This window comes from Edwardsiella tarda ATCC 15947 = NBRC 105688, assembly GCF_003113495.2.
Classification (GTDB): Bacteria; Pseudomonadota; Gammaproteobacteria; order Enterobacterales; family Enterobacteriaceae; genus Edwardsiella; species Edwardsiella tarda.
Genome location: NZ_CP084506.1, coordinates 1,180,990 through 1,199,466, shown reverse-complemented (window position 1 = coordinate 1,199,466; position 18,477 = coordinate 1,180,990). Strand labels below are relative to the sequence as shown.

At 59.3% G+C, this 18,477-nt stretch carries 17 protein-coding genes; 8 read left to right on the top strand and 9 right to left on the bottom strand.

The annotated features are described in order from the left end of the window. Positions 1 to 62: 62 nt before the first annotated feature. Positions 63 to 809, bottom strand: coding sequence for an FCD domain-containing protein (locus DCL27_RS05560; RefSeq protein ID WP_005287930.1), 747 nt, complete (start codon positions 807 to 809; stop codon positions 63 to 65). Between the two features lie 223 nt (positions 810 to 1,032). Further along, a complete protein-coding gene (locus DCL27_RS05555) occupies positions 1,033 to 1,359 on the bottom strand; it encodes a hypothetical protein (protein ID WP_005287933.1) in 327 nt (108 codons plus the stop codon). Positions 1,360 to 1,738: 379 nt separating this feature from the next. Between DCL27_RS05555 and DCL27_RS05550 the strand changes: the two genes are divergently transcribed. The 3 genes from DCL27_RS05550 (at position 1,739) to cycA (ending at position 5,764) form a co-directional block, all read left to right on the top strand. Next, a complete protein-coding gene (locus tag DCL27_RS05550; RefSeq protein ID WP_035600064.1) occupies positions 1,739 to 2,734 on the top strand; it encodes a CobW family GTP-binding protein in 996 nt (331 codons plus the stop codon). 750 nt (positions 2,735 to 3,484) lie between these two features. Beyond that, positions 3,485 to 4,081, top strand: coding sequence for a bifunctional murein DD-endopeptidase/murein LD-carboxypeptidase (gene mepS / locus DCL27_RS05545; RefSeq protein WP_005287948.1), 597 nt, complete (start codon positions 3,485 to 3,487; stop codon positions 4,079 to 4,081). 252 nt (positions 4,082 to 4,333) lie between these two features. Further along, positions 4,334 to 5,764 (top strand): D-serine/D-alanine/glycine transporter, encoded by a 1,431-nt coding sequence (gene cycA / locus DCL27_RS05540; protein ID WP_005294694.1) that lies wholly within the window; start codon positions 4,334 to 4,336, stop codon positions 5,762 to 5,764. Positions 5,765 to 5,822: 58 nt separating this feature from the next. Here cycA and fruA read toward each other — a convergent pair whose 3' ends face one another. The 3 genes from fruA to fruB are packed head-to-tail and all read right to left on the bottom strand — an operon-like array spanning position 5,823 to position 9,609. Further along, entirely contained in the window at positions 5,823 to 7,523 is a 1,701-nt protein-coding gene (gene fruA, locus DCL27_RS05535; protein ID WP_005294691.1) for a PTS fructose transporter subunit IIBC, read from the bottom strand. A 14-nt stretch (positions 7,524 to 7,537) separates the two neighbouring features. Further along, a complete protein-coding gene (gene fruK, locus DCL27_RS05530; RefSeq protein WP_035600063.1) occupies positions 7,538 to 8,476 on the bottom strand; it encodes a 1-phosphofructokinase in 939 nt (312 codons plus the stop codon). After that, a complete protein-coding gene (gene fruB, locus DCL27_RS05525; RefSeq protein WP_035600060.1) occupies positions 8,473 to 9,609 on the bottom strand; it encodes a fused PTS fructose transporter subunit IIA/HPr protein in 1,137 nt (378 codons plus the stop codon). Before fruB ends, fruK begins: the two co-directional genes overlap by 4 nt. A 281-nt stretch (positions 9,610 to 9,890) precedes the next feature. Here fruB and DCL27_RS05520 point away from each other — a divergent pair, with 281 nt between their 5' ends. From DCL27_RS05520 to glnQ, 4 genes are all read left to right on the top strand, one after another. Further along, positions 9,891 to 10,319, top strand: a complete 429-nt coding sequence (locus DCL27_RS05520) for a nucleotide triphosphate diphosphatase NUDT15 (protein ID WP_035600058.1) — start codon at positions 9,891 to 9,893, stop codon at positions 10,317 to 10,319. 395 nt (positions 10,320 to 10,714) lie between these two features. Then, on the top strand, positions 10,715 to 11,461 hold the full coding sequence (gene glnH / locus DCL27_RS05515; RefSeq protein ID WP_005287968.1) for a glutamine ABC transporter substrate-binding protein GlnH: 747 nt from the start codon (positions 10,715 to 10,717) through the stop codon (positions 11,459 to 11,461). An 87-nt stretch (positions 11,462 to 11,548) separates the two neighbouring features. Further along, complete coding sequence (glnP, locus tag DCL27_RS05510; protein ID WP_005287972.1) at positions 11,549 to 12,205, top strand: glutamine ABC transporter permease GlnP; 657 nt, start codon at positions 11,549 to 11,551, stop codon at positions 12,203 to 12,205. Further along, positions 12,202 to 12,924: a glutamine ABC transporter ATP-binding protein GlnQ gene (gene glnQ, locus DCL27_RS05505; protein WP_005287976.1), complete on the top strand. Its 723-nt coding sequence runs from the start codon at positions 12,202 to 12,204 to the stop codon at positions 12,922 to 12,924. Before glnP ends, glnQ begins: the two co-directional genes overlap by 4 nt. 62 nt (positions 12,925 to 12,986) lie before the next feature. Here the strand turns inward: glnQ and rlmF are convergent, their stop codons facing one another. Beyond that, the gene (gene rlmF / locus DCL27_RS05500; RefSeq protein ID WP_005287979.1) at positions 12,987 to 13,913 is read right to left on the bottom strand and encodes a 23S rRNA (adenine(1618)-N(6))-methyltransferase RlmF; all 927 of its coding nucleotides are present in this window, start codon (positions 13,911 to 13,913) and stop codon (positions 12,987 to 12,989) included. 192 nt (positions 13,914 to 14,105) lie between these two features. Between rlmF and DCL27_RS05495 the strand changes: the two genes are divergently transcribed. Next, positions 14,106 to 15,959 carry an extracellular solute-binding protein gene (locus DCL27_RS05495; protein ID WP_005287982.1) on the top strand — a complete coding sequence of 618 codons (1,854 nt, stop codon included), beginning with the start codon at positions 14,106 to 14,108 and terminating at the stop codon, positions 15,957 to 15,959. On the opposite strand, the gene DCL27_RS05490 is transcribed toward DCL27_RS05495, so the two are convergent. The 3 genes from DCL27_RS05490 to rsuA form a co-directional block, all read right to left on the bottom strand. Continuing rightward, positions 15,952 to 16,299: a YejG family protein gene (locus DCL27_RS05490; protein WP_005294676.1), complete on the bottom strand. Its 348-nt coding sequence runs from the start codon at positions 16,297 to 16,299 to the stop codon at positions 15,952 to 15,954. The two genes, DCL27_RS05495 and DCL27_RS05490, sit on opposite strands and share 8 nt — an antisense overlap. Positions 16,300 to 16,476: 177 nt before the next feature. Further along, on the bottom strand, positions 16,477 to 17,673 hold the full coding sequence (locus DCL27_RS05485) for a Bcr/CflA family multidrug efflux MFS transporter (protein ID WP_005287987.1): 1,197 nt from the start codon (positions 17,671 to 17,673) through the stop codon (positions 16,477 to 16,479). A 2-nt stretch (positions 17,674 to 17,675) separates the two neighbouring features. Next, complete coding sequence (rsuA, locus tag DCL27_RS05480) at positions 17,676 to 18,383, bottom strand: 16S rRNA pseudouridine(516) synthase RsuA (RefSeq protein ID WP_005287990.1); 708 nt, start codon at positions 18,381 to 18,383, stop codon at positions 17,676 to 17,678. Between the last annotated feature and the right edge of the window lie 94 nt (positions 18,384 to 18,477).

Genomic DNA, 18,477 nt, shown 5'->3' with positions numbered 1-18,477 from the left:
CCGACGCGCCATACGGCCCGCCGCTCCCTGCGCCGACCACCCACCCCGACGCGCATCGTTCGTTACTTACAGTCTAGTCGTACCGGTGTGGAGTCAAACAGATAACCGTCAAATCCTGGATCATCCGGATTAGAGATCTCCAAGAGTTTAGCCTTCACATTTTCCAAATGCTGCCACATGGCCTGTTTGGCGGCGAGCGCGTCACGGCGCAACACCGCTTGTAAGATCTTCTGGTGATCCTCCAGCCAATTCCAGCGGTAGCTGAAGTCCTGGGTATGACCATGCAGCCCCGCCCACAGCGGATTATGCTGACGTGCCCGCCAAGCTTCCTGCACCATACCGGCCAAGACACTGTTCTGCGTCGACTGTGCCAACAAACAGTGAAAGCGCTCATCCGCGCTCTCATCCGCACAGCCGCCATTCAATGCCTGGCGCTCTTGCTCGATGGCCTCACGCATCTGCAAAATATCGGACTTGGTGGCTTGCGTCGCGGCGAAGGCGGCGACCTCGCTCTCCAATAATTGGCGCGCCTGGAGCAGCTCAAAGGGCCCAAAGGTATTCTCGTCGAGGTTGCGTACGTGCACCCCCGAGACCTGCTGGGGAAGGGCCATCACATACACCCCTGACCCCTTACGGACGTCGATCAAATGCTCTAATTCCAACATGATCAACGCCTCGCGCACCACACTCCGACTCACATCGAACTGCTCGGCGATATCACGCTCCGGAGGCAGACGCTCCCCGATAGGATAATCGCCGCGTGCGATCGCGGCCCGCAGCGTGTTGCCGACTTCCTGATACAATCTCATGGCTTGCCCCTCTGGATGTACGCCGATGCAGAGTAAAACCGCAATTGGACAGACCAATTGTCAATAATTATACGCTGTTGCGTCTAGATTGGTCTGATTGTATCACAGCGTTGATTCGTTCAGAAAAAGCAGATAAGAACACGACAATGGCACGCCTCATGATGAAGGTGCAAGAGATAGGAGGGACGTTCCCGCTCACGCCGGAACGTCCCGGACAGGAGCATTAACGATACACGACGGTAATCAGCGCCTGAGTATGCGCCGTGTCCACCCAGGTCAGACGCCCTTCGCCTACCTGAGCCGGTAGACGCCAGTCGGCATGATACTGCCTGCCGATATCGCGTTTAACCTGCTGGAGCTTACCCTCGCGATAACACGCGGAATGAACCTGATTATTTATAACAGTGAACTGACAGCCATCCTCCTCAATCATACCTCCAAAATGGACCACGCCCATGGATTGAGCTTGGGCGGGACCTGCGGCCAATCCGGCCATCAATAGCATCCCCACAGCGACAACCTTAAATAGTGATAAATACTCACGCTTCATATATCACTCCTGTCGTCAAGTTACTGCGTTTTCTCACCCTGCCTAGGCAATAATGGGTGAAAAAACAGAGACATTCCTTGTAAACCCTCTCCTTGAAACATAGCAGAACTCATTGATTAATAACGGCTATCCAGATCAAAACTTCAGTTATTTCTTCAGGTGATATAAATACAGAATTACTCGCCAAAGCACTTAGCTAATTCAGCATAAAAATCTTAAATATGATAAATAAAATGCCGAATCTAATTAAATACATGGCGTTTACGCAAACTCCCGCTAGGCGTGGGGTTGTCTCCCGGTCGATTTTTCTCAAGAATGTTTTCTTGCTCACAAAACTCCCGTCCCGGCCGTAGCGGCAAAAAAAGAGAAGGAAGAGACAATGACCCGTGTAAATGTGATCACCGGTTTTCTCGGCAGTGGCAAAACCACCACCCTGCGCCACTTACTGGCCCACAAACCGGCACAAGAGCGCTGGGCGATACTGGTCAATGAATTTGGCGAAATCGGCATCGACGGCGCACTCTTAGCCGATAGCGGAGCCCTGTTGAAGGAGATCCCCGGCGGATGCCTGTGCTGCGTTAATGGACTGCCGATGCAAATCGGCTTAAACCGACTACTGAAGGAGCAGCCCGATCGGTTGCTGATCGAGCCCACGGGATTGGGGCACCCCAGTCAGATCCTGCGACAACTCGCGAGCGACACCTATCAAGCTTGGCTGACGATCCAGGCGACCATCTGCCTGCTCGATGCGCGCCAGCTCGACAGCGCGCGTCTACGCAACGATGAGAGCTTCAATGCGCAACTGGCCGTGGCCGACATTATTGTGGCGAATAAATGCGACACCTATGACGCCGTAACACGTGAGCATTTGCAGCGCTGGTGGCAAGAACAGGGAGCCGAACGCACGCTGATCGAGACTCAGCAGGGCCAGCTCGATACACACTGGCTCGACACCCCGCGTCGCGCCACTACGCCACTCCCCACATCCGCGCATCATCACGCCTCCCCGACGCCCGCCTCCGGCATCGCCGCCTTACGCCTACAGCCGGGCCAAGGCTGGCGCCGCGCGCTCAATCAAGGCCAGGGGTACTACAGTTGCGGCTGGATCTTTAGCGATGACAGCCTCTTCGATACCGTCGGGCTGCTGGAGTGGGTTCGCCTCACCCCACTGCTACGCATTAAGGGTGTCTTACGCGTCGCCGAAGGGACGCTACGCGTCAACCGCCAGGGAGACGACTTCCACATCGAAACCAGCCCCGTCGCGCCACCGGATAGCCGCATCGAGGTGATCCACGACGCCGAAGCCGATTGGAACAGCCTACAGAGTGCCTTATTAAAGCTGCGCACACGCCGTCACTGCGACGACAGGGCTTAGAGCCTATTCCAGTAGGCTATTTTGTTTGCCATTTTGGCCCTGGGCAGTGCTCTTAATCGTGACGCCCAGCCTGCCCACGCCGGTGAGAGGGTAAAGGCTCCCGTCGCGTGTCGATGCCGTCCTCCTCGCGCTCATCACCCGCAGGCTGGCAGACGGAGGGGGAGAAAGTCCCCCACCTCGACGGCCAATCCCCTCTCCCACAACCAGAGTAAGCACGACGCAAGCAACCCGATAGCCGATGAATATTCTGCATCCCCGACGCCCTCGTCGAGTTCGCAAGGGATCAGCAGCGACCAAACGCTCGGCGAGGCACGGCAAAACGGCATGAGGAGAGGAAGAATCTGGAGAGATTACAGGCGAATATATTACTAAATGTGTCAAATTAAACTATTGCTTACTTATTGATAAGATATCTCTCCCCGTTTCGTTTTTTCCTCCATATAATAGAGCGGCACAGATCAGGAGAATAAGTCATATATTTAGCTGGTTTTACATATGATTAGCTTAGTGGCTTCTACTGAATATCCCCCGAGAGACAAGCGGTAACCTGACGTTTATTCCATAACTTTGCTTTTGCAGACGCAAATTTTTGCCGGCGATGGGAATAAAACAGGACAAAAAGTGTGTTCTGCTGCACAATTCTACCCTAGTGTGATTGTCAGCCTGTCACGCGGAAATTAGTCTCTTGAAGGGTAATTTTTAGATAGCGACATGACAGGTCGTTAAGGACAACAAGGGAAACGGTTTATAATGGTCAAGTCTCAACCAGTTCTGAGATACATTCTGCGTTTGGCACCCGCCATCGCCGCCGCAGTGTTACTTTCAGCCTGTACCACGGCACCTCGCGATCGCTACGCACAGACTGATACGCATGCAGTTACCAATCAAGATAACCTTTTACTGCAAGCGTCTCAGGATGAATTCGAAGAGATGGTGCGCAATGTGGACATCAAGTCCAAGATCATGGATCAATACGCAAGCTGGAAAGGCGTCCGCTACCGTTTAGGCGGCGACAGCAAGCGTGGTATCGACTGCTCCGCCTTTGTGCAGCGAACCTTCCGTGAACAATTCGGCTTGGAATTGCCGCGTTCCACCTCTCAGCAAGAGGGAACCGGGCGCGCCATCAAACGCTCCAAACTGCGTATCGGCGATCTGGTGCTGTTCCGCGCCGGCTCTACCGGGCGTCACGTCGGCATCTATCTGGGCAATGATCAGTTCGTGCATGCTTCCACCAGCAGCGGCGTAACCATCTCTAACCTGAACGAGACTTACTGGAAGAAACGCTACCGTGAGGCGCGTCGCGTCCTGCCGGGTGTCCAGTTAGCCCAGGCCGATACACACAGTTAATATACCTACCGTTTTCCTGTCCCGATAAGACGCTGCCTCGGCAGCGTTTTTTGTTGCTCCTCCCCCACCCCGCCGCGAAGATTTACACAAAGACATACATTTTATTAACACAATAATCTCGTCGCGGTAGGCAAAATGCGCTATAGGCCCTACTATTCATATCGCCTAGCAGCAACATGGCGGCAGCGGCGATAGCGCGCTATGACGCAAGCCGACGCCTTTCCTCAGGCTAATCAGATAGGAAGAGCAGACATGGGAAATCGCATCGCACCACCGGAAGCCCATCCCACTCCGCCCCCGGGAGAGCGACTACAGCGTCACCTCACCAACCGCCATATTCAACTCATCGCCATCGGTGGCGCCATCGGTACCGGCCTGTTTATGGGATCGGGTAAAACCATCAGCCTCGCGGGTCCCTCGATCATCTTCGTTTATATGATCATCGGCTTTATGCTGTTCTTCGTGATGCGGGCGATGGGCGAGCTACTGCTCTCCAATCTGGACTATAAGTCCTTCAGCGACTTCGCCAGCGATCTCCTCGGGCCGCGAGCCGGCTACTTTACCGGTTGGACCTATTGGTTTTGCTGGGTGGTCACCGGCATGGCCGACGTGGTCGCCATCACCGCCTATGCCCACTTCTGGTTTCCCCATCTGGCAGACTGGATCATTTCGCTCTCCTGCGTGCTGTTGTTACTGTCGCTTAACCTGGTCACGGTCAAGATGTTCGGCGAGACCGAGTTCTGGTTCGCGATGATTAAGATCGTCGCCATCATCGCCTTGATCTTGATCGGCCTCGGCATGGCCCTCTCCGGCTTCCGCGCCCCCTCCGGCGAGCAGGCCGCCTTCAGCAATCTGTGGCGCGAGGGATTCTTCCCCCATGGTATCAGCGGCTTCTTTGCCGGATTTCAGATCGCCGTCTTCGCCTTCGTCGGTATCGAACTGGTCGGCACTACCGCGGCGGAGACGCGCAACCCTCATCAGGTCTTACCCAAGGCGATCAACGCCATACCGCTACGCATCATCATGTTTTACGTCCTGGCGCTCTGTACCATCATGATCGTCACCCCTTGGCATCAGGTCGTCGCGAACAAAAGTCCGTTCGTCGAGCTGTTCGTCTTAGCAGGGTTGCCCGCCGCCGCCGGGATCGTCAACTTCGTGGTGCTGACCTCCGCCGCCTCCTCTGCCAATAGCGGCATCTTCTCCACCAGCCGTATGCTGTATGGGTTAGCGCAGAGCGGTCTGGCCCCGCGGCGCTTCGCCCGGCTATCGCGGCGCTCCGTTCCCGCCGCCGGGTTGTTCTTTTCGTGTCTGTGCCTGTTGGGCGGTGTGGTATTGCTGTATCTGATCCCTAACGTCATCACCGTCTTCACCCTGATCACCACCGTCTCGGCGGTGCTATTTATGTTCGTCTGGTCGATCATCCTGTGCAGCTATCTGGTCTATCGCCGGCGCTATCCACAGCGCCATGCGGCCTCCCAGTACAAGATGCCGTTGGGCATCGTCATGAGTTGGCTATGCCTGGCGTTTCTGTTCGGCGTGCTGATCCTGCTCACCCTCGAAAACGATACCCGCCAAGCCTTGATGGTCACCCCGCTGTGGTTTATCGCGCTGGCTATCGGCTGGCGTTTCACCCGCCACCGTCCCGCCACCACGCCCCAGCGCGAGGAGAATGGCATCATATAAAAAAGCGGGGGAGTCAACTGACTCCCCCGCTTCAGCGTGGCGAGATAAAAGGGCATGCTTAGTGTGCCGCCGCCTTCTCCGCCTGAATGGCGCCGTCCGGCTGCTTGATCAGGGCATACAACAGCCCGCTCAACAGCGTCCCGGCCACGATGGCCAACAGGTAAGGCAATACCGGCGAGATCGCGCCAGGGATCAGCAGGACAAACAACCCACCGTGCGGTGCCATCAGCTTGGCGCCAAACAGCATCGATAACGCCCCGGTCAACGCGCCGCCCAGGATACAGCAGGGCAGGACACGCATCGGGTCGCGCGCGGCGAAGGGGATCGCCCCCTCGGTGATAAAGCACAGCCCGAGGATCACCGCCGCCTTGCCGCCCTCTCGCTCGCTCTGCGCGAATTTACGCCGCGCCACGAACGTCGCTAAGCCCATCGCCAGCGGCGGCACCATCCCGGCGGCCATGATGGCGGCCATCGGGCCATAGGTCTGGGTGCTGAGCAGCCCCACCCCGAAGGCATAGGCCGCCTTGTTTACCGGCCCCCCCATGTCGGTACACATCATCGCCCCCAGGATGGCCCCCAGGATCACCGCATTGGCGGTGCCCATGGTTTGCAGCCAGTGGGTCAGCCACTCTAGGATCTTGGCCACCGGCGTACCGATGACATAGATCATCGCCAGACCGACGATCAGACTCGACAGCAGCGGAATGATCAGGATCGGCTTCAACGCCTCCATACTCGCGGGCAGCTTGAGGCCATTGCTGATGGCGCGCGCCACATAGCCGGCAAGGAAACCGGCGATGATGCCGCCGATAAAGCCGGAACCGAGACTGACCGCCAACATCCCGCCGATCAACCCAGGCGTCAGGCCGGGACGGTCGGCGATCGAGAAGGCGATATAGCCGGCCAAGACTGGCACCATCAATGCGAAGGCGGAGTCTCCGCCGATCCGCATCAACGCCGCCGCCAACGTACCCGGCTCCTTAAAGGCCTGAATACCGAAGACGAAGGAGAGCGCGATACACAACCCCCCCGCCACCACCATCGGCAGCATATAGGAGACACCGGTCAGCAGATGGCGATAGGCGCCGCCCGCCTCCTTCTTAGCGCTCGCCGACGCCGGGGCGCCCGCCGCAGAGGCCGGTTGATAGATCACCGCCTCCCGCTGCGCCTTATCCAACTCCTGCGCACTCTTCTTCAGCGCCAAGCCGGTGCTGGTCCGATACATCGGCTTACCGGCGAACTTCGCCAGATCGACCTCGATGTCAGCGGCGACCACCACCAGATCGGCCTGCGCCACCTCTTCGGGCGTAATGGCGTTACCCGCCCCTACCGATCCCCGCGTCTCTACCTTGACCTGCCAGCCGCGACGTCGTGCCTCAGCCTCCAACGCCTCGGCTGCCATAAAGGTGTGGGCCACCCCGGTCGGGCAGGCGGTGACCGCCACCAGGCGCAACGGCCGAGCGCCCGGCGCAGCTGTTTGCGGCGCCACATACTGGTAAGGCATGGCATCGCGCTGTGCTCGCGCCAATAGCGCCTCCGGCTGGCGGATCGCCTCGGCCACCGTGGCACGGTAGAAACGCTTACCGTCTAACGCCGCATCCTGCGGCGTGTCGTCGCCGATAAACAGCACCAACTCCGCCTCTTGCGGGTGGGTCACCCAGCTCACCTGCCGTTGTTCACCGGCCGCTTCCAACATTCGTCGAGCCAGGAAACAACGGGCTTCGCCCTGCGCACCTTCGGTAATCAGTAGGGTATTCATCACGCCCTCCGCAATCAGTTAAAAGGATCGAGCTCCACGCGTGCCATCATCGCCGCCAGTTGAGTCCGATCGGTAATGCCCACATTACTCTGGCTGACTGCCAAGGCGGAGACCGCCGTCGCCAGCCGTAGGGTATGTTCACTGGATTCACGCATCATCAGACCATAAATCAGCCCACCGACCATCGAGTCACCGGCACCGACGGTGCTGATGACCTCAACTTCCGGCGGCTTCGCCAGCCAGGCGCCGGAGGCGTTAACCCACAGCGCGCCTTCGGCGCCGAGGGAGATCACCACATGGGCGATGCCCTGGTCACGTAGCGCATGCGCCGCGCTGACCACATCCGCCAGCGTCGGCAGCGCACGCCCCGCCCAGATCTCCAACTCGCGACGATTCGGCTTCACCAACCAGGGCGCCGCCTTCAGGCCGGCAACCAACGCCTCGCGGCTGCTGTCGAAGATGATGCAGGGGCACTGGCTACGCAGACGACGCATCCAGTCGGTGAAGTCGTCTGCCGCCACGCCAGCCGGCAGGCTGCCGCTGACACACACCATGTCGAACTGCCCCAGCCAACTGAGCGAATCGTTGACGAAACGATCCCAGTCATTCTTGCTGACATCGAAGCCGGAGAAGTTAAAGTCGGTGACCGCCCCATCCTTCTCCGTCAGCTTCACGTTAATGCGCGTACGCCCTGGCACCACCTGGAAGCGATTGGCAATACCCAGCTCGCTGAACAGCTGCTGAAAGCCATCTTGGTTATCTCTCCCCAGGAAACCGCCTACCGTCACATCGATGCCCAGATCCTTCAGCACCTTGGCGACGTTGATCCCCTTACCCGCGGCATGCAACCCGGCGGTCTGCACCCGGTTGACTTCACCTCGCTCGATCTCGGCACAATAGCCCACCAGATCGTAAGCCGGGTTTAAGGTGATGGTTGCTACTCGTCTACTCATGATATTTCCTCGCCGAGGCCATCTGCGATGGCCTGACCAATAACGTCTAAAGCCTGCTGCGCATCACTGCCGCTGGCAGTGAAACGCAGGCGGTGGCCTTTTTTAACCCCCAGTGCGACGACTTTCATCAGACTGCGGCCATTGACCGGAATCCCACTGCCATTAAGGTTGGCAACGGTTATCTGGCTTGCAAATTGCTTGATGGTACTCACCAGTTGTGCGCCCGGACGGGCATGCAATCCATGCTCATTGCGGATGGTAAACTCGGCACTCAGGCTGAGTTGCTGATCCGTCAGCTCGCTGGTCAGCAAGGCCAGCACCTCCGCCGCGCTCTGAGCCGTCAGCAGGCGTTCAGCTTGTTGCTGTCGCAGCAAACGACTCAGATAATCCAGCATCCCTTCCGGTTGGGCATCGGCCATGGCGACCGTCAGCAACAAGGCCACTTGCTCGCTATCGACCTCAAACGGCTGACGCGGACGCGCCACGGCCGCCGCGCTGGCGCTGACGCCCAGCGCGCTATCACACAGCCAGATCCCTTGGCCGAGGCACAGTGGCGGACGACGAATGACATCGCTGACAAACTCTCCCCCCACCGCACCACATTGCTGCAAACGCCCGGCATTCAGCGCCTGCAGCGTCATCAGGTTATCCGTCTCTACATCCAGGGTAATCATGCTGATATCGAAGCGAAACTCGGCAATGCTACGCTCGCCGAGCAACAGGCTGCGCAGGGTCTCTGCCGAGGTCGTTTGCGCTAACTCGCGGCTGACGCTCTCGTCACCCAGCACATGCGTCAGCTGACGCAACAGCGCCAGGTGCTCGTCGGACTTGGCGGCAATCCCGATCGCCACATAGGCGCGCTCCCCCTCGCCCCAATCTACCCCCTGCGGGAACTGAAACACCTGAACGCCGGTCTTCAGCACCTGATCTCGCGTGTCGGTGGTGCCGTGAGGAATGGCGATGCCATTGCCCAGGTAGGTCGGCGTCTGCTTCTCACGTTGTAACATGCCCTGTACATAGCCCTCGCCGACATAGCCGGCCTGAACCAAGGCCGCCGCAACCTGCCGGATGGCCTCTTCTTTATTTCCTGCTTCCGCAGCCAGGTGAATATCCTGTGGGGTCAGATGAAACATAGATGGATGCTCCTCGTTGTCGCGCCTGCACCAAGCGCCGCCGGCGAATTGAATCGTTTCAGCTTCATGAGGTAAAAAATGGACCATCTTTACGTTGCTGGGCCACCATGACGACGCTGAATCGTTTCTTGAAGTGTGGTATTTCTCGCCGGGTTACGCAAGCACTTCTCCCGAAGCCTGATTAAATTTTAGACCTTCAGCACATTTTTGCTGAAGGCTGTCATCCCGCGATCTCACGTGCGACAATGGTAGAGCTGAAATTTGCTGATGGAGGAATAGAGATGGCAGTAAACGTAGGGGTCGGCGTGATCATCGTGAATGCGGACGGCCAGATCCTCATGGGAAAACGCTGTGGCAGCCACGCCCCCTATTGGTCGATCCCCGGCGGCCACGTCGAGGCCGGCGAGAGCTTCGAGCAGGCGGCGATACGTGAAGTGGCCGAAGAGTGCGCGCTGCAGATAGCCACACCACACTTCGTCGGTGTCACCAACAATCTACAGACCTGGCGCGACGAGGGGGTACATACCGTCTCCATCATTATGCAGGTGGCAGCCCCGAGCGTGGGCGAGGCGCAACGCTGCGAACCGCATAAGTGTGAAGGCTGGCAGTGGTGCGATCCGCGTCAGCTACCACAGCCCTGCTTCGAGGCCTGCCGCCAAGGCGTCGCGCTCTGGCTGACGCGACAGCACTATCGGGCGACACACGGCTAAGCCAGGCGCCTACGCTCCGCCATGGTGCGCCCGCACCGTCGCGGAGCGCTGAAAGATTGTATAAAAATTCCTCTACAATGAAGACGATACCTGCCGTTATTTCGCTCAATCTCCCGCACTGCACCAATCCCGCTCAACCGTCGCCCCTTCTCTGCACCAAAACAACTCACAATGCACAAAAATGGTGCAAGTTTATGGTGCTCACGCGCTCGCCCGATAGGCATTAATGGCAAAAATACTTTTAATAGATTGATTACAAATAAAAATAAATTATTGGCACGTTTCTTTCATTACTGTTCAGGAATAGATGAGGCGGTGTCCTGATTCGCGTCGCTGACGCGCAGCACCACGGGACACCGCGCAGCGGGTTATCGCCACGACAAGGAACCATTACAATGAAATCACTGTTGAAAGCCTCTGTAGCCGCACTGGCCCTGACCTTCGCCCTCGGCGCTCAGGCCGCGGAAAAACCGCTGATCGTCGCCACCGACACGGCCTTTGTCCCCTTTGAGTTCAAGAAAGGTGACAAGTATGTCGGTTTCGATATCGATCTGTGGGAGGCCATCGCCAAGCAACTGCACCTGAACTACACCCTGAAGCCGATGGACTTCAGCGGCATCATTCCGGCGTTGCAAACCCATAACGTCGATCTGGCGCTGGCCGGGATCAGCATCACTGAAGAGCGGAAGAAAGCCATCGACTTCTCCGACGGCTACTACAACAGCGGCCTGATGGTGATGGTCAAGAGCGATAACGCCGAGATCAAAGGGATTAAGGATCTGGATGGCAAGGTGGTGGCCGTCAAGAGTGGTACCGCCGGGGTGGACTATGCGAAGGCGCACGTGAAGAGCAAGGATCTGCGTCAATTCCCCAACATCGATAACGCCTATCTGGAGCTGGCGACCGGCCGTGCCGACGCCGTGCTGCATGATACCCCGAACATCCTCTACTTTATCCAGACCGCCGGTAACGGCCAGTTCAAGGCGGTGGGCGACTCACTGGAAGCCCAGGCTTATGGCATCGCCTTCCCGAAAGGCAGCGATGCGTTGCGTGAACAAGTTAATGGTGCCTTGAAGACCCTGAAAGAGAACGGCACCTACGCCGCCATCTATAAAAAATGGTTCGGCGTCGAACCGAAATAATCGTCATGCTTTGGGCGCCCGCCGGGCGCCCCCTTTGCCCGCTTGGGCGTTGCACGGTAACAACCTCGTTTTACCAGGAGAATCAACATGCAGTTTGATTGGAGCGCCATCTGGGATGCCATCCCGCTGTTGCTGGAAGGCGCCAAACTCACCCTCTGGATCTCGGTGCTAGGGCTACTCGGCGGCCTGGTCATCGGTCTGGCCGCCGGCTTCGCCCGCGCCTTCGGTGGCTGGCTGAGTAACCACGTCGCCCTAGTGTTCATCGAACTGATCCGTGGTACTCCCATCGTGGTACAGGTGATGTTTATCTACTTCGCCTTGCCGATGATGATGCCGCTGCGTATCGATCCCTTTACCGCCGCCGTCGTCACCATCATGATCAACTCCGGCGCCTATATCGCCGAGATCACGCGCGGTGCGGTGCTCTCCATCCACAGCGGCTTTCGTGAGGCCGGGCTGGCATTGGGACTGTCACGACGCGATACCCTGCGCTATGTCATCATGCCACTGGCACTGCGCCGCATGCTGCCGCCGCTGGGTAACCAGTGGATCGTCAGCATCAAGGATACCTCGCTGTTTATCGTCATCGGCGTCGCCGAACTGACCCGCCAGGGGCAGGAGATCATCGCAGGTAACTTCCGTGCCATGGAGATCTGGAGCGCCGTCGCCGTGATCTACCTGATCATGACGCTCGCCCTGAGCTTTGTCTTACGCCGTCTGGAAAGAAGATTGAAAATTATATGATTGAATTTAAAAACGTCGATAAAAGCTTCGGTCAGACCGCCGTCCTCCACGACATTAACCTGCGTATCCAGCCGGGTGAGGTGGTGGTGATCATCGGGCCATCCGGCTCGGGCAAATCCACCCTATTACGCTGCATCAATAAGTTAGAGGTGATCAGCCGTGGCCAGCTGTTGGTCGATGGGATGGATGTCAACGATCCCAAGGTGGACGAGCGGCTGATCCGCCAGGAGGCGGGCATGGTGTTCCAGCAGTTCTATCTGTTCCCCCACCTGAGCGCGCTGGAGAACGTCATGTTCGGCCCGATCCGCGTGCGTGGCATGAGCCGGGCGGACGCCGAGCAGCGCGCCCGTACCTTGCTCGCCAAGGTGGGACTGTCGGAGCGCGCCCACCACTACCCCTCCGAACTGTCCGGCGGGCAGCAACAACGTGTCGCCATCGCCCGTGCCCTGGCGGTGAAACCCAAGCTGATGCTGTTCGATGAGCCGACATCGGCACTGGATCCCGAACTGCGCCATGAGGTCCTGACGGTGATGAAAGATCTGGCCGAAGAGGGGATGACCATGGTGATCGTGACCCATGAGATCGGCTTCGCCGAAAAGGTAGCCTCCCGGCTGATCTTCGTCGATAAAGGCCGTATCAGCGCCGATGGTAGCCCGCAACAGCTGATCCATAATCCGCCCAACGAGCGTCTGCGCGAATTCCTGCAACACGTCGCGTAATACCACTGGCGGTGAGGATAAAACCCGGGGCGTGCGATGGCGCCCCGGGTGACATCTGGCGCCTAGAAGCGCCAGGCGATAAAGCGACTGACCTTCTGCCCCTGCGCCATCGTGACCTCGCGCACCTCGCGCGCCTGAACGGCCCGCAACGCCTTACGCAAGGCTGGTAGCGTCTCGCGCCGAGACACCAATGAGGTGAACCAGCCCACCTGCTCGGCGAACTCACGGCTCTCGGCGATCATCCGTAGAATGAAGCCCTGCTCACCACCGGGACACCACAACTCATCCGCCTGGCCGCCGAAGTTCAAGTCGGCCGCCGTCGTTGCCAGCCCGAGGTTGGTCCGCTTGCGCTGGCTGCCCGCCGCCGCCTCCGCGGCGTCACGGTGAAAGGGCGGATTGCACATCGTCGCAGCGTAACGCTCGCCGGGCTTGATAATGCCGTGAAACAGCGCCTGTGGCTGGCGCTGACGCCGCAGGCGAATACGCGTCGCCATGCCCGGGTTAGCCTGAATGATCGCCGCCGCCGCCGCCAGCGCCTGCGGCGAGATATCGCTGGCGGTGAAACGCCAGCCATACTCAGCCTGCCCTAACAGGGGGTAGATACAGTTGGCACCGGTGCCGATGTCCAGCACACAGGTCTGTGCGCCGCGCGGAATCTGACCATCCGCGCACTGGCTCGCCAGCAGATCGGCCAGATAGTGCAGGTAATCGGCACGTCCCGGGATCGGCGGGCAGAGAAACTGAGCGGGGATATCCCACTGGGCGATGCCGTACACCTGCGCCAGCAACGCCTGATTCAAGGCGCGTACCGCGAGGGGATCGGCGAAATCGATACTCGTCTCACCGCGCGGGGTGGTGCGTAGAAACGGACGCAAGGCCGGCGAGGCCTGACACAACGCCGCCATATCGTAGCGCCCCTGATGGCGGTTACGGGGGTGTAGGCGCGCTTTCTGCCGCCGCTCCGGCGGTGTAACTGGCTTGTTCTTCATCGTCAGATTCGAGGGGATTACGGATACAGGGCGGCAAGTATACCCATTTCACCGACGCAGACCTACCCTGTTGCTCGGCAATGCCGCCGCATCTAGCGTATACTGAGGTCGCTATCCCGCGGCCTATGGTCGCACGCCGTGTGGCACGCTCGCGTTGGCGCCCCCACGCTTACTCTCTGGAGCCTGCTTGCCATGTTTGTCTCCATCGCGCGGCCGCTGGCGGCGCTCTTTCTGTTCTGCTCGCCCTATGCGGCGGCCCAGGCCGATCACATCGACGAGCGTTATGCCCTCTCCCTCCTCGGCCCGCCTCGTTACGCCGCGGGCTTCAACCACTTCGACTATGCCAATCCGGCCGCCCCTAAGGGAGGCGCCTTACGCCTCGCCGCCCTCGGCAGCTATGATAACTTTAATCCCTATGCCGCACAGGGCACCCCGGCTATCCACAGCGCCCGCCTGTTCGATACCCTGTTCACGCGATCGGCGGATGAACCCGCCAGTGCCTATCCCCTGATCGGCTCCGCGATCCGCTACGATCGGCGCTTTCGCTGGGCCGAGATCCGTCTTAACCCAAAGGCCCGCTTTCAAGATCACACACCGATCGGCGCCGCCGATGTCGTCTTCAGCTTTCAGGCGTTGATGCAGCATGGTCCGGCCACGTTTCGCCAGCGCTTTCGCGGCGTCACGCTACGGCCGCTTAGCCCATTATCGGTACGCATCGACCAGCCCGGTCCCGACAAGGCGCGCATCTTCGCGCTGTTGACCCAACTGCCGATCTTGCCGCAGCATGCCTGGCGCCATCAGCGCCTGGATCGGCCGCGATACACGCCACCCATCGGCAGCGGCCCTTACCGCGTCGCCTGCTACCGGCTTGGCCACTCGGTGACCTACCAGCGCCTGGACGACTACTGGGCTAGCGATCTGCCGGTCAACCGCGGACGCGATAACTTCACCACGCTGACGTACCGCTATTATCCCAATGACGCCGCGGCGCGCTCGGCCTTCCTCGACGATGCGCTGGATGCCCGCCTGGAGCGCTCGCCCGCCGCTTGGGCACAACAATATACGGGACCCGCCGTACGCCAAGGACAGATCATACTCCAGGTACGCGACAGCCATGCCGCCCAGGCGACGCGCTGGCTCGCCTTCAACACGCAGCTCCCGCTGTTTCACGATCGACGGGTACGCCAGGCTATTTCGTTGGCCTTCGACTTCCCGACGCTCAATCGGCGCTGGTATCACGCGGCCTACCGCCGCGCCAACAGCTACTTTCAGCAAACCCCCTATGCGGCACACAGCTACCCCGACGCCGCCGAATTGCTCTGGCTGGCGCCGCTACAGGGGCAACTGCCGCCCGCCCTCTTCCACCATATCTATCAGCCGGGAGGGCATGGCAAGGATGCCCTGCGCCAGGCCGAGGTGCTGCTGGCTCAGGCGGGCTGGCGGCGCCAGGGTGCGCGCCTGATCAACACGCATAGCGGACAACGCTTCGCCTTTACCCTCTTGCTGCCCTACGCCAGCCAGCTGCACTATGTCGCCGCCCTAGGCGATCGTCTCGCCGCGTTGGGTATCGTGATGCATATCCGCTATGCCCCGCGCGCTCAGTTCGCCACGCTGGCTCGGCGGCATGACTTCGGCATGATCCCCGTCATCTATCCCGCCACGCCCTACCCCTCGCCCGCCTTACTGGCGCGCTGGGGCTCGCGCTACGCCGATGACGGCGCCAATCTCGCTAATGTACGCAATCCGGCGGTAGATACCCTCCTCGCGGCGATCGTCGCCCGACAAGACGATCCTCCGTCGCTGTTAGCATTGGGACGAGCGCTCGATCGGGTATTAACCTGGAATGCGTTCATGTTGCCGCTGTGGTATACCCCACAGCGACGTATCGCCTATTGGGATCGCTTCGCCATGCCGTCACAGCCGGTGCCGTATGATCTTGGATGGGATTACTGGTGGTATGATGTGAATCGCGCCGCACGCCTAGCGCCGACGCCGTCCCCCTGTCTGGGGCACTCCGCCGAGCGGGACACCACAGGGATCAAATAAAGATGGGTTGTGCCATGGGTTCGGCGATGACCACACCGGCATTCTTCAGCCGGCACATCACCGTGCTCTCATCATCGGCATGGACAAACAGGCAGGGTTCGCCTTCCAGCGCCACGATAGTGCTGGAAACCTGCATCTCTTGCAGGGAGAGATCCAGGTCACGCATCACCTGCCATGCCGCCTCACCGCGCTGACTGAGCAGTTGAATCCCGATCAGCCGGTCATCCGCCTTCTGCGACTCCGGCTCGGAGAGCGGCTCCACCTGGACACCGGTACCTCCCGATGCCCAGCGATAAGGTCGCGGCAACCGATGAACGATCGAAAGCTGGAAATTGTTCACGTTAATACCTTGCTCGGAAACACGGCACAATTTTTTCACAAAAAAATCACAACGTAAATGCTGAATCGCGTAAATTCAATTAAATTTCCAATTTTTCTATCCGTGCCCAAGCGAACTTAATTACATACTCCTAACAGAAGCGACATCTCTCCCCTCCACGACGTCGCAACGGGTGATCTACCTTGCCGGTAGCGCCGATCGTGCCGCATACAGAAACAGCGCCATCGCCGAGGTACTGCACAACGCCATCGACCCAACCAGAGGCCAAGCCGAGGTGATCGGTAACTGTGCCAGCAAGGCGCCGACCAGCGCACTGAGGCCAAAACGCAGGGTGCCGGCCAGTGAGGCGGCGGTGCCCGCCATGTGCGGGAAACTGTCCAGGATCACCGCCATGGCATTCGATGACACCATGGCGATACAACCGACATAGGCCGCCACGCCGAGCACCAAGGCCCAAAACCCCCAATCGAGCGAGACGCAGGCCAGTAGCCATAGCCCCGTCATGAACTGTACCGCCAGACCAATGCGTAGCATCGATTGCGCGCCCTGACGGCGCACATGGCGGCCATTAAGGGTGGTCATCAGGAACAGGAATACGATGTTCAAGGCGAAGTAGTAACCGAAGTGCTGCGGCGAAACACCGTGTAACTCGATATAGACAAACGGGCCGGCGCTGAAGAAAGAGAACATGCCGGAAAAGGAGAAGGCGCTGGCCAACATATAACTCAGCACTCGCCGGTGGCGAAACAGCGTGGCGAAATTGGTCAGCGTCGTATACAGGCGGAAGGGCTGACGCCGCTCACGCGGCAAGGTCTCGCGGATAAAGCGCGCCACCAGCAGTGTGGCGCATAATGCCGCCACGGCCATCACCCAGAAGATGGCGTGCCAGCTAAACCACAGCATCAACGCCCCACCCAACAATGGGGCCAGCAGCGGGGCGACGGTCATCACCAGCACCACGAAGGACATCATGCGCGAGAACTCATCCTTACTGAACATATCGCGCATCAGGGCATTGATCACCACGCTGGCGGCGGCGGCAGACAGGCCATGCAGCAGACGCAGAACGATCAGCTGATCGATACTCTGCGCCAGGGCACAGGCGGCACCGGCCAAGGCGAACGACAGGGTACCAAACAGGATCACCGGCTTGCGCCCCACACTGTCGGCCAACGGCCCATACAGCAGCTGACCGCCGGCGAAACCCAGGGTGTAGGCGCTCAACGTCATCTGCACCTCGCCACCGGAGACACCGAACTGCGCGGCGATCACCGGCAGGCTGGGCAGATACATGTCGATGGCCAACGGCATCAACATCGATAATAGCCCGAGGATCAAGATCAATCCCAGGTGAGATCCCTTCCGTTCGCCCATCCTTATGCTCCGGGCGCCAGGACGCTGGCGACTTCGTCGTCGCTCAATGCCCGGTACTCGCCCGGTGCCAGCGCCGCATCCAGCGCGATGGCACCGATACGCTCACGATGCAAGGCCACCACCCGGTTACCCACGGCGGCGAACATCCGTTTCACTTGATGATAACGCCCCTCGCTGATGGTCAGACGCACCTGATGCTCATCCAACGCCTCCAGACGCGCCGGTTTGGTCAGATCCTTCTCGCCATGCAACTGCACGCCCTGAGCGAACTGCTCCGCCGTCTGAGGATCCAACGGTTGCTCCAGGGTCACCAGATAGGTCTTCTCGCAATGATGACGCGGCGAGGTGATACGGTGTGACCACTGGCCGTCGTCCGTCAACAGCACCAGACCGGTGGTATCCAGATCCAGGCGCCCGGCGGCATGCAGTTTCTCGGCCATTGGCTCGTCGATAAAGTAGAGAATGGTGGCATGATCGGGATCGTCCGTCGAACAGACATACCCTTCCGGTTTGTTCAGCATGAAGTAGCGCGGCCCGGTGATAAAGGTCAACACATTACCTTGATAGGCGACCTCCTGCTCTGCCGTGATCTGTAGCGAGCCACTGCGCGCCACCACACCATCGACGGTGACGTACCGAGCACGCAGCTCCCGTGCGACCAGCGCGCGGCTGATCCCCAACTGCTGGGAGATAAATTTATCCAGTCTCATTAAATCTGCTCTGTTATTACTAGGCGAATAAAAACCGATTCCGGCGTAAGCATAAGCCGACGGCGAAGATCAAGCGGGGCCGCGGAGATCGCGA